This window comes from Pseudoalteromonas maricaloris (genome assembly GCF_024746855.1).
Lineage (GTDB): Bacteria > Pseudomonadota > Gammaproteobacteria > Enterobacterales > Alteromonadaceae > Pseudoalteromonas > Pseudoalteromonas maricaloris.
This window is the reverse complement of sequence record NZ_CP024626.1, coordinates 267,690-282,981: the sequence shown is the minus strand read 5'-3', so window position 1 is coordinate 282,981 and position 15,292 is coordinate 267,690. Positions and strand designations below refer to the sequence as shown.

Below are 15,292 nucleotides of genomic sequence, written 5' to 3'. Positions count from 1 at the left end.
GCTGCTCGCACAACCTGATTAGCATAAGGGTTATACACTTCTTGTTGCAATACTCGGTGAAATGTTCGCCGCCTTTTTAGCAGGAAAAATAACTGACGCGATACAGAGCACGATAAGCCCCAGCGCCGTTATCAAAATATAGCTTACTTCTAGCGGCGGCACTGAATACAAAGACATTAGCTTTTGTCCTAGGAAAACCGTAGCCACAGTGCCAAGTACTAAGCCAATTGCACAAACAATGAGGTTTTCTACCACAAAGTAACGAACAATTGCAGACTTACGCGCCCCCAAAGCTCTGCGAGTACCAATCTGTTTAGTACGTTTACTGATATTAAACTGAGTAAGACCAAATATTCCCAGCGCCGTCACGACGACCAATGCAGTGATTAGCACTAGCAACATTCTTAGCATCAATAGGTCTTTAGAATTGTACTTTCCTTTCACCTCATCAAGCCCTTTAATGCCTGTGATCACACGACTAGGATTTTCTTGAAGCAGCGCCGCCTCTATTCTTTTCATTACTTCACTACGCAAACTCGGATCGGTGCGAACTAAGAAATCTTGAAATTCATTCGCATTCACCATGGGAAAAATAATTAAGCGATCAGCATTTCTAAACCGCGGCCAAGCATTAGTCATACGCTCAACAATCCCCACGACTTTTAACGGGCCACCACCATAATAAATCGTTTCGCCCAATCCTTTACCCTCACCAAATATCTCGTCCGTAAAAGCCTTACTGGCAATAACAACATCTGGTTGCTTAGCGTATTCACTTGAGATCAAGACATCTCCAGATGTGAAATCACGGCCTTCTATCAATTTTACGCCCAAGGTACGGATCACTTGTTCATTGGCGTATAAATGCCCCGAGTTTGTATGTTTACCATCGTCTTCTGGAGTTAAGCTGAATCCCGAATTGCTGCCTCCTCCTGAAAGCGGAACCGAGCTCACTCCCACGGCTTCTATAACTCCAGGGATACTTTTTAGTATTCTCTCATCAACGATAAGCTGCTGGTTTGCATCTATCTTGTCGTCAAACGACATGACACTGAAGGTGATTATCGACTCTTCTGGATAGCCAGTTGGCTTATTGAGATAGGTGACGCGCTCACTAATAATAGAAAGCGAATTGCTGACAATTGCCAACGTCAAGGCAAGTTGTAGGATAGCAAGTACAGCACCGACTTTAGAGCGCAATAACGCATTGATAATGGGTTTTAATTCCAACATGGGACTCTCCTTATTGCCTTATTGCACTTTTAAATAAGTAGCAGGTGATGTTTTACACACTATCCAAGCTGGGTAAAGCCCTGCAAGAATACAAGTCACAATAGCGATGCTCGGCGCTGCTATCAGCATAGAGACATCCATCGTTGCAAGACTTTCGTAGACATGGCTAGTTTTGCGGATCCCCCATAAGCCAAGCTGAGCAAAAACTATCCCTATCACCCCCCCATAAAACCAAGCAACGCCACTTCAACCAAGTGTTGGTAAAAGACTTGCGTTTTACTTGCGCCAAGTGCTCTTCTTACGCCAACATCAGGGGCACGTTTAAGAAATTTCGCAAGTAACAATCCAAGAATATTGGCTAAGCAAACAGCAAGGAACATAAAACTTAAACCAATCATGACTTTGTTATCTTCACTAACCACATTATTGTACTCAAGCCATTCAGTGACATTTCGAAGTGAAAATTCTCGTGTTTTACGGTTAAATCTTCCCAAATCTTGTTGGGTTTGGATGTAATTATCTAGTTGTGTTGCTAACGCTTGTTGCTCTTTTTCATTCTCTAATTCAACCCAAAACTGAGTCCAAAGCATTTCTGAATTCATTTTGTCCGTGAAGTTGTTAATCTCTTCGCGCTTCCAACCGTTTGTATTTCCCCAAGTATCAATCTCATAAGCTGCCGCATGACTGAAGGGAATGAAGATACGCTCGGCATCAGCAAACGCGCCATTGTTTAAGTCATACATTTTAACGTTTGGCTGCCACTCCTTAGTGACCCCTACTACTTGATATCTTCGCTGCGCTAAATAAATACTTTCTCCCACCACATCACTGCGACCAAATAACTTTTGTGCGATAGTTTCGTCAATAACAGTCACTGGTGCAGCATTGTCTGCTTGGCTTTGACTCCACACTCCACCATACAAAAAATTCAGCTCAAACATAGCGAAAAACTCTCGGGTTATTAACCGTGTCGTTTGCAACATGGGGCTCACTTCGGGGTTGTTTACATGAACCGCAAAACCAGATTTAAACATCGCGACTTTTTTGTCGATGTTTAGCGTTTGATACAGGTTTTTCGCATCTAAAAATGTCAGCTGAAAGGGAATATCATCAGCTGAATGATAGGTTTGTCCCTCATCCATCACTTGTAGCTGTACAGCATAGAGTTTGCTACTTTTGCTTGGAATTGGATCGGCGGACATCATGTGATACACAGACAAACTCACCATAGTGACGCCAATGCCAATGGCAATAGCCAGCGCCATTAGGCTAGTCGCAAGCGGCGTGGCTTTTAGGCTACGCCATGCCAAATCAAGGTAATGGGCAAACATAACTTACGCTCCTACCTGAGATTTCAACGCTTGTGAAGCCGCATCTTTACCTTGATACAAAGTAAAATCCGCAACCTGTCCGTCTACAATTTGGATGTTTCTTGGTGTACGCCTTGCGAGCTCCGGATCATGGGTAACCATTACTATCGTTGCGCCGTCACGGTTAATTTGTTCTAGTAATTCCATCACCTGACGCGCCATTAAACTATCTAAATTCCCCGTTGGTTCATCGGCGAGTAAAAAGCGTGGCTCACCAGCAAGCGCCCTTGCGATAGCCACACGCTGCTGCTGTCCGCCGGACAACTGTTGTGGCAAATGTTTTGCGCGGCCAGCAAGACCAACTTGCTCGAGGCAGTTTTCAATTCTGCGCTTGCGCTCAGCAGCCTTGATACCACGATAGCGTAATGGCACTTCAACATTTTCGTACAAGTTTAAATCTGGGATAAGGTTAAAGCCTTGAAAAATAAAACCGATTTTTTGGTTTCGCAGATCAGCTCTTTGATTGTCGTTGAGCTTACCAACATCAATCCCATCTAGCATATATTGACCACTAGAGTACCCTTCTAGCATCCCAGCAATATTTAAGAAGGTCGTTTTACCTGAGCCTGAAGGACCTGTTACCGCGATAAACTCTCCTTCATTTACTTGCAGGTTAAAATCTCTGAGTGCGTGTGTTTGCACCATATCAGTTTGGTATACTTTGCCGATATTATTCATAACTAACATTATTATTTTCCTTCTTATCTTAATAAGATGCTGGGCGCACGTTCGAATGCGTCGTAACTACTGATGATGATTTGATCGCCTTGCTGTAAGCCATTAAGCACTTCAACTTCACTGATGCTTGAGGTACCGGTAGTGATCTCAATTCGCTCAGCGATATCACCACTTAGTTTGTAAGCAATGTGTCCACCTTCACTCATAAAAGCGCCACGTTTGACCATTAAGGTGTTTTCTTTGTGCTCTAGTAAAATCCGAGCAGACAAACGTTGATTTTGTCTAATGCCATCAATGTTTTCGTCCGAAAAGCGTACTCGAGTGGTGACTTCACGGTTATTTACTTCTGGAGAAATCGCAGATAACACGCCAGAAATATTTTGGTTGCCAATCCTAAGTTCGACAGCCATCCCGAGCCCAAGCTCTGCCGCATAACTTTCAGGAACCTGCAGCTCGGCTTCATAAGCACTTAAGTCAACGAGCTTCATCAACCCCTGATTGGCATTAACAAGCGCATTTTGATCAACTAGTAAATTACCGACTATGCCTGAAACCGGCGCAATCACATCTAAACTTGCAACTTGACGTTTTAATTCTTCAACAATTAAACGTTGCCTCTCAAGCTGATTCTCAACAGATTTAAGTTCAAAGGCCAAGGTATCTTTGCCTAGCGCAACTTCTTGCTCTGCATGATTGAAGTTTAATTTTGCCCGCGCGAGGTCGTCTTGCGCTTCTTCTAAATCAATTTGGCTGATGAGGTTTTTTTGGATAGATAACTGAGCTCGTCGGTCCTCTCTATCTGCCGCTAATAGTTCGACACGAGCGAGATCTAAGGAGCGATTTAACGCCAAGTTTTGACGTCTAACATCTAACTTTTTCCCTTCAAGCTCACCACTCAGTCTTTGCAGCTCCGCTTCTTCTTGTTGGAGCTGGTTGGTTAAAGTTGGACTTTTGACCGTGGCTAGCACTTCACCTTGAGTCACGCTATCACCCGCTTTAACCTGTAAAGAGACATAACCCTGCTCCGGACTGTAAATTTGTGGTGCATTTGCAGCAACGACAAAACCTGTGGCGGCAATATCGCGGGTAAACTCGCCGAAAGTCACGGCTGCAATTTGCACTCTATCTTTGGCCACGGAGCTACTCGCATTGGGTCCACCAAACACGACTTGTGCACTAAGCGCTGCAATAATTACAACACCCGCTATTACAAGACCAAGCTTCTTTTTGGATTTACCAGTTTGGAGCACTTCGTCTTGCCCGCTTGTGTCTTTAATCATAATGATTCTCCTCGAATTAACGAGTCAAATACCGCCACGACCGTTGCTACAGCCAACATCATCAAGGGTGAAATTAAAAAAGCAGTACTTAACCACATAACGTATCTTCTTCATTAGTTTGTATGCAGTAAAAGAGGCGAACTTTGTGCCAAAACTTAAGGTATTGATATTATTGATTTATTTTATTTTAGAAGTGGATGAAATGTGTCCGCGGACGGAAAAAGTGTCCGCAGCGGACACTTCTTCACCTAAAGTTATAGCGCTATAAGTGTCAGTCGCCACATTTCTGCATCTTAATATATCGACTGAAGAGATAACCTAAGGATTGGATAGATAGCGAACTAACTGATTTCTTTAAGTTCAGATTTAATAATTGGAGAGTGCATTAACCAGAGTGGAACTCAAATAAGTGGCAAATTTATAGTCGCTCTGGTGCCTTTACCGATAGTAGATTTTATGAGCAGTTCACCACCGTGAGATTTTATGATATTCGATGCAATAGTTAACCCAAGTCCCACATGCTTTTCTGAGGCTTTAGTGGTATAAAACGGATCAAATACTCGATGTACCAGCTTATCCGCAATCCCCTCACCACAATCGAAGATATCGATAGAGAGTGTTTGATCCTCAACTTTCGTGTTTATTTTAATGGCCTTTCGCATTCTACCCGTACTTTCTAAAGCGTTCTTTATGAGGCAGTAAATACTGTGTTCTAGGAGTGCTGGGGCACAGTGCAACTCAAACCGCTCTCCTTTTTCAAATTCAATTAGGCTCAAGTTTGTACCATCCAACTCCAAATTAATCATCACAGAATCCATAATTTGAGAATAGAATTCTACTTGCTGAAACTGAGTTTGATTGCTCTCAAAAAACACACTCAGCTCTTTAACAATCAGTTGAATTCTGTCGAGTCCTGAGTGCATTTCAGCCATCACATCATCACTTTCACTCAAAGCCCAGTTTAGCTGATACTCTTTTTCCAATTCACTCAGCGATTTTGCACATTCAGGCGAGAGTTGCGAGTTATTTGCCAAAAATTGCCAAGCTCGATACAACTTAACCAACGAACTTTGTACAAACTCTAAGTTACTTTTTAAGTACGCAAGCGGATTATTTATTTCATGGGCTACACCAGCAGCAAACTGTCCTACTGAAGCGAGCTTTTCTGATTGGATTAAGGCTTGCTGCTGCTCAGCAATACGATTATATGCCTCTCTTAAGGCATCATTTGACGACTCAAGTTCATGGGTGCGCTGCTTGACCTTTTCTTCCAATCCTTCGTTAAGTTTGGTTAGTTCATCGGTCAACAACTCAAGTCGATTTAAATCTCGATAAGAGCGCAGCGAGCTAGTTAACATAGTGAATAGACGAGATTTTGTGAGGTCAGTTTTGTTTTTATAGTCATTGATATCATAGCGCAGCATGACTTCATGTTCCGGCACACTGCCGGGCTGGCCGGTGCGTAGTACTATTCTCACGTTATGATAGCCAAGTTCTTCACGTATGTATTGCGCACATTCTAAACCCGCTTCTTCGCTTTCCATGATGACATCGAGCAACACTAATGCAACATCATCTCGATTGCTAAGGATATCAATTGCCTCTTTTTTGCTGTAGGCATGGAGTAGTTCAAGCGGTTTTAATTCAAACCTGTAAGCCGTTAACACAAGTTTAGTCACATCGTGGACTTCAGGTTCATCATCGACAATCAACACGACCCAAGGAGATGCACACTCACCTAGGCTTTGTTCATCAGGCTCTGAAACGTTTAAGAAAGATAATGGCTGCTGACTCATTAAAATGACACCCTTACTCCTATTTCTTAAGGATGGTACAAATCCGCAGGTTTACCAAATTATTCGCACCATAAAATGGTATATATTTAGCACTATGGTAGGAAGAAATGCTGAGTGACAAGAACGGGATCTGTACTGTTAAGAAGCCACTCTTCACAGTACATCAGGTTTGAATATACTTATGCGCTTAGGGCATCCTTATAGTGTTTTCTACAAAGAGAAACATACCTATCGTTACCACCAATCACAACTTGATCGCCATCCGCAATAGCTTTACCGTGCTCATCGGTGCGAAGCACTCGGTTTGCTTTGCGACCGCAGTGACAGATGGTTTTTAGCTCAATCAATTTATCTGCCCACGCCAGCAAATATTGCGAGCCTTCAAACAGCTCACCACGAAAGTCAGTTCTAAGACCATAGCATAATACCGGGATCCGCAGCTCATCGACGATATCCGTCAGCTCTGCGACTTGAGCTTTTGTTAGAAACTGGCACTCATCTACCAATACACAGTCAATTTTATTCTCTGTATGGGCAGACATCAGTAATGCTTTCACATCTGTTTGGCTTTCAAAAACTTGCGCCTCAGCTTCTAAGCCGATACGAGACGCTACTTTGCCCACTCCAGCACGGTTATCAATTGCAGCGGTGATAATAAACGGGCGCATGCCTCGCTCTCGGTAGTTAAATGCTGACTGCAATAAAGTCGTAGATTTACCGGCATTCATTGCCGAATAGTAAAAATAAAGCTGGGCCATAATAGATATTTCGAAATACAAATTCGCGCTAGTTTACTGGCTAACGATTAAAAGATCTATTGCTTATCCATTTGGCTGGGTTGCGAACGCAAATACTCACTATATAAGGTATCGAGGTTAATAAGCTGACTTGCACGCCACACTTGCCAGCTTAACTCAGGGTGCTGCTGATAAAACTGCTCAGAAAATGCCATAAAACCAAACGACGTTTCTAACGGTGGAAAAACCGCTTCTAAGTGGTTAAAGGGGGGCGATAATGTGATTGGCATATTACCGATTTGGCAAAGGCCAATGGTCGCATCAAGTAATTCATTTTCAACCAGTGCAATAGCATGCTCCAACGAGTCGGTTTCAAATATGGAAAAATGCTTAGGCATACTTTCTCGAATAGCATAGCCACGAGGGACTGCGAGTTCTATTTCTTTGCTCAGATTTAATGTTGCTTTGTTAGTTTTGCTTTTGAGTAAACAAGTGCTGATCCGATTAATTGCATATTGCTGTGCAATCGTGCCATCGGGATTCTTTGGATACTCCATTTGCCCTTCTCTAGACGCTCGATGGCTTGCCACCACAGCATCAACTTTGCCATTTTCCAGTTCATGCAAACAACGGCTCCATGGTTTTCGAGTGTAGGTGAAGCTCACCTCTTTTACGTGCTCGTCAAGCTGTTGCACTATCTGGATCGTGACGCCTGGATTTGCCGATGGCACAGTTTGTCCTGCACCATGGATAAAGGGTGGAGCATGTTTATCTTCATAACAAAAGCGAACCTCTGTTGCCATACAGGCCCACGAAGTAAAAACGCAAAAAGCAATAAATAGCAGTCTCAACATTCACTCCAAACATGTAGTAAATCGAAATAACAACGATTAACCACTAGTATACTCTATTTTTTGAAGCTCACTCCCTCATGTTGTAACAACCACTCTTTCGCTTCAAGTCCGCCAGCATATCCTGTTAGTTTGCCATTTGCACCAATAATGCGATGACAAGGCACGATGATACTAATTGGATTTTTGCCGTTAGCAGCGCCAACTGCACGGACAGCATTTTTATTACCTAAGCGCTCAGCTATCCAACCATAGCTATGCGTTTCACCAAATGGTACTTGTGCCAACACCTGCCAGACTTGCTTTTGAAAGTGCGTACCATCCACATCAAGCGCCACATCAAAGCGTTGGCGTTTGCCAGCAAAGTATTCTGTTAACTGTTTTTTTGCCATTTCTGTATGCCGATTTTCCCCTTGCTCGTAGCGCGCTTTTGGAAAAAAGCCGACATATCGTAAACCATTGTTGGATGCTTGTATTATCCACTCTCCAGTGGGTGAGGCTAATGTAGTTTCAATCATAATTGTTGCCATAGTTGAAAAGTTAGATAAGAACGAAAAGGAGCACACTTTTCAATATCTATTGTTTTTAAGGATTTTTCCATTGCCTTTTTGACACCCAAATCACCACCCAAGTATATGTCTGGGTGACTCAATCCGCGCATTTTTGCATAGTCGACAGTCCAAGGACCTATACCTTTAATATTTAACCAGTTATCAAGTTCAACATGTTCCGAACCAACGTATTGTTCAGCAAAAGCTTTAATAGCCGCCTTTCGTCGTTCAGGCATTTTGAAAAAGGCAAGATCACTATCAAATACGGCCTTAGGCTTAGGGAAATAACGCATGCCATCTTCAGCCACCTCACCGAGCGTTTCGACCAATAAAACGAGTAAGTTTCTTGCCGCTTGAACACTGATTTGTTGACCTAAAATAGCTCTCATGCCCGCTTCAAACTCACTCCAGATCCCGGGTAATCTGAGTCCCTCTTGTAGCGGCAAATCAGGCGCGGCTTCATGAAGGTGAGACTCAATAAAACAGGTGTCCGCATCTAAATCTAACACCCGCCTGATCTGTGCAATCATCTGAACTAACAAGGATAAATCGCTGAGCGCGATAGCCACTTTAAAGCGATGTTTTTCAGGCTCGATTGTCGCGGTGAAACGCCCTGTTTCACCTTGTATCATGACGGTTCGCCCATAACTGTTTTCTGTTAACCACTCGATACCTGGCACAATTCTCATCGCTAAAAACTGCTGCATTTTATCCCAGTTGTACGGTGGCCGATAAGACAAGTAAATCGCAATGGCAGAGCCACTACCGGCGTCTTTTCTAAGTTGACTTGGTGATAACTGATACAGCTTTTGGAATGCATCATTAAAGCGTCGTAATGAATTAAACCCGGCGGCAAACGCGACTTGCGTGACAGGAAGGTCACTTTGCTGTAACAGCTGCTTAGCTAAGTCACATTGCTTATAAAGTGCATATTGTTTGGGGCTGGTACCAAAGTATTGATTGAATACTTTATTTAAGTAACGGACCGAAATGCCTAACCTATCGGCTAAGTCTTCTGTCGAATGACGTATTAAGGCTCCCTCATCGATTAACTTTTTGGCTCTAACTGCGGTTGTTTCAGTGCCAAGCCATGCATAACTACCCGGTGCACTATCGGGACGGCAGCGAATACAAGGCCTAAAGCCTGCTTGCGCAGCATTGTGGGCAAATTGAAAATACTCTACATTCTTTTCTTTTGCAGCAGGTGCTGGGCATATTGGCCGACAATAAATGCCGGTGCTCTTGACCGCAACAAAAAACAACCCATCAAATCTAGCATCGCGACTATTTCTAGCTTGAGAACAAACTTCTGGTGTATACATGACTTTCGCTCGTACTTCGTTTTCACTCAGTCTAATAGCTATCACTATAGCAAACTAGCCATTTTTGGTACTCAACCATGTTTGGAGTATTCATGAAAAAAGCCCACTAGGGGCTTAACTAACTGAGGAAATAAGAAAAGTACTAACCTATTGCTTGATTATATCTGCGCTCGACTTCGGACCAATTAATGACGTTGTAAAAAGCCGCGATGTATTCTGGTCGACGATTCTGATATTTGAGGTAATAAGCATGTTCCCACACATCTAAACCCAATATTGGGGTGTGCTGCTCCATGTAGGGACTATCTTGGTTAAGACTACTCGTCACCGCTAACTTGCCATTTTCATCTACAACTAACCATGCCCAGCCACTGCCAAATCGACTGACAGCAGCGTTTGTAAATTCAGTTTTAAAGCTATCAAAACCACCGAGCTCACTTTCTATCGCTTGTTTTAACGGCCCGTCACATAGAGGCGCATAATTTGGAGTCATAATTTGCCAGAACAAACTATGGTTATTGTGCCCGCCGACATGTTCTTGCACTGCTTTTTGTAAGTTTTCAGGTAACGTTTTAATATTTCTCAGCAACGTTTCGGTGTCTTTGCCTGCGAACTCCGTCCCCTCTAACGCGGCGTTTGCTTTATTTATATATGTCTGATGATGCAAAGTATGATGGATCTCCATCGTTTTCGCGTCGATATGTGGTTCCAGTGCATCATATGCGTACGGTAACTCAGGTAAGGTATAAGCCATTCGACCTCCAAATGTTAATGTAAAACGCGAGAATGCAGGTGCGTAACCAGCATCGCTTCGTTAATTTGATGAATCAGCTCAGGTAAGTGCGGATAGCGTTTTGCAAAATGGATTAACTCTTGTCGAGTTTTATGCAAATGATGCAAGACGATAGGTGCAAGTTCGTTGTTATATTCAAGGTAGGTTGCATGTATCTTCAGATGGATTGAGATAAGTTGCTGGCACGCTCTATTTGGTTGATCAAGTGCAATAAAGGTGTCAGCTAGATTATGCGCGGATACCACGACGGCAGGTAAACTGTGCGCTATGGCACTCATCACGACACTGTCTTTTTGACATAATAAAAACTCATCTAAAATACCTGTTGCGAGTGTCAATGCAACTTGATATTCGTCACGAGCACGCAGAAATATTTGCGCTTGATATGCTTGATTACCAGAGAGTATTTTAGCTTGCCAAGGTGACAGCACTGAAGATAACGCGCAAGCTCCGCTGGCGAAGCGATTTGCACTAAGGTCCATGCGATTTTTCATATTCTACCCTATTACCGAACTAGCTTACTTGTGCAAGCAAACCAGTATAAGCTATTGGGGCACTATACGATCACACAAACATTAATGCAAACCATTTTCATTTGTATTTATTTAATTTCTACACACTGATGTGTTACCAAAGAGTCCTCGGTTAATTCAAGTGTGGTATGCGACAATCCAAACCGCGACTGTAACCCCTCTTTTAACCGCACTAGCGTGCTTTGGTCGCTCAAGGACGTAATGACAACTTGCGCCTCTAAAATATATTCATGCTCATTGAGCTGCCAAACATGAATATGGCTTACTGTCTTAACATTCTCTTGAGTCTCAAGGTATTCCTTCACTTCTTGAATATTCATATTATCTGGCGTTGCCTGCATGAGAATTCTAATACTACTTTTACTCAGTTCTACGCCATGGTAAATCACGTACGCGGAGATCAACACAGTGGCGATAAGATCCACCACATACCATTGATATAAGATGATTAATGTTCCAGCCACGATCACCGCAACGGAAGCCGCAGCATCAGAAACATTGTGAATAAATGCCGCACGAATATTTAGGCTGGTTTTTGCACCTGCAGAATAGGTAATAAGCGCTGTGATAACATCGATAACTAACGCCAAGGCCGCGAGCCACACCACTATCCAGCCATCAATTGGCTCTGGATTTAAAAATCGAGAAATCGCCTCAAATAGCAGATAAACCCCAACAACAATGAGTATCGCGCTATTTATTAACGCCCCGATTATTTCAGCGCGTTGATAGCCATAAGTGAGTTCAAGTGAGGCCGGCTTTCTTGCAACTTTTTGAGCGACTAACGCGATAATAAGCGCACCGGCGTCACTTAAATTATGTAACGCATCAGCAACCAAAGAGAGACTGCCAGAAAGAATGCCACCAACGACCTGCGCGACACTCAGTAGAATATTAACAAATACGGCCCAACCGAGCTTGTTTCCATGATGGTGATGATGTGCATGAGACATACTCAATCCTATTTATTGATCCGAAGAAGGGGCCACTTTCACTGGCCCCCACAGGCATTACGAATTTTTAATTTGCTTTGAGAATAGTGGATAAAGTGCTGGCAATACAAACAAAGTCAGCAAGGTTGACGTTAATAATCCACCAACAATTACACTGGCAAGCGGCCTTTGAATTTCAGCGCCCACTCCTGTCGATAACAGCATAGGAATAAGTCCAAGTGCTGAGGTTATCGCAGTCATAAGCACGGGTCTAAGCCTTGAAATTGCTCCCTCAAAGACACCTGAATGAAGCGATTCTCCCGCAGCCAATCGCTGGTTTATACTCTCAACCATGACCACACCATTGAGTACCGCGACACCGAATAAGGTGATAAACCCAACCGAGCTTGGGACCGATAGATATTGTCCTGAAATATATAAAGAAAATACCCCACCAATGACCGCAAGCGGCACATTCACTAAAATAAGCGCAGCCTGAGCAATTGAACCAAATGCAAAGTAAAGTAGGAGTGCTATTAGCGCCAAAGATAGCGGCACCACGATTGCTAAGCGCTTTTGTGCTCGTTGCTGGTTTTCAAATTGACCACCGATTTCAACACCATAACCTGTTGGTAAGTCAACTTTACTATCAATAGCCGCGCGAATATCATTTACTACACTGCCCATATCCCGACCTTGCACATTAGCTTGGATCACCACTCGACGTTGAACGTCATCTCGCCTTACTTGCGGTGGACCAGATTGATATTCAACATTCGCAACATCAGCCAACCGGATCCACGCCCCTGAACTTGATTGTAAACGTATTTCTTCAATGGTCTGTTTGCTTTGACGGTACTTAGGTGCCAAGCGGACATAAATATCATAGCGTTCGTTACCGTTGATGACCTGCCCCGCTTTACTGCCACCAATGCCATCTTGCACTAATGCCATAACGTCGCCAACAGCTAAACCATAGCGCGATAACGCTTGACGTTTTGGGGTGATGATCAGCTGTGACTCACCAGCTATTTGCTCAAGTTGTACGCCCTCTGTTCCTTCAACTTGCGCCACGGCAGCCTCAATTTCCTTACCTTTTTTTGCAAGCACAGCTAAGTCTGGGCCAAACAACTTAATCGCCAACTGCGCTTTAACACCTGAGAGTAATTCATCGACACGCGTCGCAATAGGCTGTGAAAAATTAAACAGTAAGCCGGGGTAAGCCGACAGCTTTTGTTCCATCAAAGCTTGTAATTCGTAGCGATTATTTGCGCTTTGCCACTGTGCTACTGGCGCAAGGCCAATATAGATTTCAATGTTATTTACCGGTTCAGGATCGCCACCTATCTCCGCTCGACCAATTCTGCTTAGCGCGTAGTTTACTTCAGGAAAAGTGAGCAGCATTTTTTCCAGCTCAGGCGCAACATTAAGCGCGGTTTCAAGACTGGCGGATGGTGCCAGCGTTACCCTTAAGTTGATGGTGCCTTCTTCAAGTTCAGGGACAAACTCGGTACCAATTTTAGTGAACGTAAAACCGGCCGCCGCCATCAATAATATGACCATTGCCATCAACAACTTTTGCCTATGCAACACTCGATTTAACATCCAGCGGTAGCCTTTTTCTAGCGCGACGAGAATAATACTCTCTCGCGCTTTAACACCATGTTTAAATAAGTAGGTCGCAAGCGCTGGGACAATGATAAGGGCAACAAATATCGCCGCAATGACAGCCAAAATAATACTGATTGCCATAGGCTGAAATAATTTAGCTTCAACCCCTTCAAAACTAAATAACGGGGTGAACACCACTAAAATAATACTGGCAGCAAAAAAGATTGGCCTTGCCACTTCCTTTCCTGCGAGCTCAACAATGAGTCCTACAGAAAAGTCATCACTTTCCTTTTGCCTTGTTAGGTGTTTAAAGATGTTTTCTACCATCACCACTGAGCCGTCAACTAACATCCCTATCGCGACTGCGATACCGCCTAGCGACATTAAGTTGGCCGAGACGCCAAGCCACGCCATAACCACAAGTGCAATGGCAATTGAAATAGGAATTGAGATGAGCACCAGAAAAGTCGCTCTCAGGTTCATTAAAAATAGCGCGAGCACCACAACGATAAAAATAAATGCCAGTGCCAAGGCTTCAACGACTGTTTGTACTGCTTTGCTGATTAAATCAGACTGATCGTAAAACGGCTCAAACCTTACCCCTTCAGGTAGTGCTTTATTAATAAGTTCCACGCGGTTGTTAATGCTATCAATGGTTGCTTTGGTGTTTGCTCCCATTCGCTTAAGCACTATACCTGTTACGACTTCACCGAGCTGTTCCACTTCACCAGAGGCGCTTTTTCTAGACATCGTCACCGCGCCTTGACGGATTTCTCCACCAATCGATACAGTGGCAACCTGAGCCACAGTCACGACCGTGCCATCAATGGTTTTGACGGGTACGTTGGCAATCTCCCGGATCCCCTTCTCCCCACTTTGAAACCAGCCAGTTCCGCGGATCACCAACTGCTCTTGACCGCGCTCTAAATACCAGCCGCCGACATTTTGGTTATTACGCTCGATGGCACTCACCACATCTTGCTGAGTGAGTGCATAAGCCAATAGCTTATTTGGGTCGATATTGACTTGATACTGACGCACATCGCCGCCAAAAGCCAATACATCAGTTACTCCATCAATTGGCATAATTAACAGCTTGACCACCCAGTCATTGAGACTACGCAAGGCCATTGCATCATATTCAGAGTTCGGCTCGCTCATCAGCATATATTGAAATACTTGCCCAAGCCCGGATGTATTTGGCCCCATTTCCGGCGTACCCACACCACTTGGGATCAACTCCTTTGCAGCTTGGAGGCGCTCAAATACCAACTGTCTGGCAAAATAGATATCGGTACCTTCCTTAAATACCACCGTAACGCCAGATAGACCTGTTTTAGAAATTGAACGCACTTGCTGCACATCAGGCAAGGCATACATCACAGCCTCAATTGGATAGGTGATTAACTGCTCAACCTCTTCCGCTGCCAGTCCCGGCGCTTCAGTATTCACCGCAACCTGCACATTCGTTACATCGGGAAACGCATCTAAGTTGAGTTTTGGAATAGTCACACCAGCCGTTGCTGTGATAACGAGTAAAAAAAGAATAATTAGAAGCCGATTGTTTACAGACCAATCGATAATTCGATTAAACATGATGAGGCT

General features: G+C 43.7%; 12 protein-coding genes and 1 pseudogene. All 13 read right to left on the bottom strand.

Going from position 1 to position 15,292, the window contains the following annotated elements:
* Window positions 1-30: 30 nt before the first annotated feature.
* The 13 genes and pseudogenes from CTT31_RS19080 to CTT31_RS19020 all read right to left on the bottom strand — a co-directional run bounded on the left by CTT31_RS19080 (window position 31) and on the right by CTT31_RS19020 (window position 15,283).
* The gene (locus CTT31_RS19080) at window positions 31-1,233 is read right to left on the bottom strand and encodes an ABC transporter permease (RefSeq protein ID WP_260492795.1); all 1,203 of its coding nucleotides are present in this window, start codon (window positions 1,231-1,233) and stop codon (window positions 31-33) included.
* Between the two features lie 18 nt (window positions 1,234-1,251).
* Window positions 1,252-2,564 (bottom strand): annotated as a pseudogene (locus tag CTT31_RS19075) (ABC transporter permease).
* Window positions 2,565-2,567: 3 nt separating this feature from the next.
* Window positions 2,568-3,290, bottom strand: coding sequence for an ABC transporter ATP-binding protein (locus tag CTT31_RS19070; protein WP_045964506.1), 723 nt, complete (start codon window positions 3,288-3,290; stop codon window positions 2,568-2,570).
* Window positions 3,291-3,304: 14 nt separating this feature from the next.
* Window positions 3,305-4,561 carry an efflux RND transporter periplasmic adaptor subunit gene (locus tag CTT31_RS19065; protein WP_260492794.1) on the bottom strand — a complete coding sequence of 419 codons (1,257 nt, stop codon included), beginning with the start codon at window positions 4,559-4,561 and terminating at the stop codon, window positions 3,305-3,307.
* 401 nt (window positions 4,562-4,962) lie between these two features.
* Window positions 4,963-6,357 carry an ATP-binding protein gene (locus CTT31_RS19060; RefSeq protein ID WP_211857335.1) on the bottom strand — a complete coding sequence of 465 codons (1,395 nt, stop codon included), beginning with the start codon at window positions 6,355-6,357 and terminating at the stop codon, window positions 4,963-4,965.
* Window positions 6,358-6,536: 179 nt separating this feature from the next.
* Window positions 6,537-7,115 (bottom strand): thymidine kinase, encoded by a 579-nt coding sequence (locus CTT31_RS19055; protein ID WP_010374832.1) that lies wholly within the window; start codon window positions 7,113-7,115, stop codon window positions 6,537-6,539.
* Between the two features lie 56 nt (window positions 7,116-7,171).
* Entirely contained in the window at window positions 7,172-7,897 is a 726-nt protein-coding gene (locus CTT31_RS19050) for a type 2 periplasmic-binding domain-containing protein (RefSeq protein ID WP_249122359.1), read from the bottom strand.
* Window positions 7,898-8,001: 104 nt separating this feature from the next.
* The gene (locus CTT31_RS19045; RefSeq protein WP_039491647.1) at window positions 8,002-8,463 is read right to left on the bottom strand and encodes a methylated-DNA--[protein]-cysteine S-methyltransferase; all 462 of its coding nucleotides are present in this window, start codon (window positions 8,461-8,463) and stop codon (window positions 8,002-8,004) included.
* The gene (locus CTT31_RS19040) at window positions 8,460-9,818 is read right to left on the bottom strand and encodes an AlkA N-terminal domain-containing protein (protein WP_260492793.1); all 1,359 of its coding nucleotides are present in this window, start codon (window positions 9,816-9,818) and stop codon (window positions 8,460-8,462) included. Before CTT31_RS19040 ends, CTT31_RS19045 begins: the two co-directional genes overlap by 4 nt.
* Window positions 9,819-9,960: 142 nt before the next feature.
* Window positions 9,961-10,572, bottom strand: coding sequence for a superoxide dismutase (locus CTT31_RS19035; protein WP_211857339.1), 612 nt, complete (start codon window positions 10,570-10,572; stop codon window positions 9,961-9,963).
* 14 nt (window positions 10,573-10,586) lie between these two features.
* The gene (locus CTT31_RS19030) at window positions 10,587-11,105 is read right to left on the bottom strand and encodes a hypothetical protein (RefSeq protein WP_211857341.1); all 519 of its coding nucleotides are present in this window, start codon (window positions 11,103-11,105) and stop codon (window positions 10,587-10,589) included.
* Between the two features lie 107 nt (window positions 11,106-11,212).
* A complete protein-coding gene (locus CTT31_RS19025; RefSeq protein ID WP_260492792.1) occupies window positions 11,213-12,097 on the bottom strand; it encodes a cation diffusion facilitator family transporter in 885 nt (294 codons plus the stop codon).
* 57 nt (window positions 12,098-12,154) lie between these two features.
* On the bottom strand, window positions 12,155-15,283 hold the full coding sequence (locus tag CTT31_RS19020; protein ID WP_211857343.1) for an efflux RND transporter permease subunit: 3,129 nt from the start codon (window positions 15,281-15,283) through the stop codon (window positions 12,155-12,157).
* Window positions 15,284-15,292: the final 9 nt, after the last annotated feature.

What these genes read in the sequence shown, in the direction of transcription:
- CTT31_RS19080 (WP_260492795.1), bottom strand. Translation starts at nt 1,233, where the DNA reads ATGTTGGAATTAAAACCCATTATCAATGCGTTATTGCGCTCTAAAGTC.
- CTT31_RS19070 (WP_045964506.1), bottom strand. Translation starts at nt 3,290, where the DNA reads ATGTTAGTTATGAATAATATCGGCAAAGTATACCAAACTGATATGGTG.
- CTT31_RS19065 (WP_260492794.1), bottom strand. Translation starts at nt 4,561, where the DNA reads ATGATTAAAGACACAAGCGGGCAAGACGAAGTGCTCCAAACTGGTAAA.
- CTT31_RS19060 (WP_211857335.1), bottom strand. Translation starts at nt 6,357, where the DNA reads ATGAGTCAGCAGCCATTATCTTTCTTAAACGTTTCAGAGCCTGATGAA.
- CTT31_RS19055 (WP_010374832.1), bottom strand. Translation starts at nt 7,115, where the DNA reads ATGGCCCAGCTTTATTTTTACTATTCGGCAATGAATGCCGGTAAATCT.
- CTT31_RS19050 (WP_249122359.1), bottom strand. Translation starts at nt 7,897, where the DNA reads ATGGCAACAGAGGTTCGCTTTTGTTATGAAGATAAACATGCTCCACCC.
- CTT31_RS19045 (WP_039491647.1), bottom strand. Translation starts at nt 8,463, where the DNA reads ATGATTGAAACTACATTAGCCTCACCCACTGGAGAGTGGATAATACAA.
- CTT31_RS19040 (WP_260492793.1), bottom strand. Translation starts at nt 9,818, where the DNA reads ATGTATACACCAGAAGTTTGTTCTCAAGCTAGAAATAGTCGCGATGCT.
- CTT31_RS19035 (WP_211857339.1), bottom strand. Translation starts at nt 10,572, where the DNA reads ATGGCTTATACCTTACCTGAGTTACCGTACGCATATGATGCACTGGAA.
- CTT31_RS19030 (WP_211857341.1), bottom strand. Translation starts at nt 11,105, where the DNA reads ATGAAAAATCGCATGGACCTTAGTGCAAATCGCTTCGCCAGCGGAGCT.
- CTT31_RS19025 (WP_260492792.1), bottom strand. Translation starts at nt 12,097, where the DNA reads ATGTCTCATGCACATCATCACCATCATGGAAACAAGCTCGGTTGGGCC.
- CTT31_RS19020 (WP_211857343.1), bottom strand. Translation starts at nt 15,283, where the DNA reads ATGTTTAATCGAATTATCGATTGGTCTGTAAACAATCGGCTTCTAATT.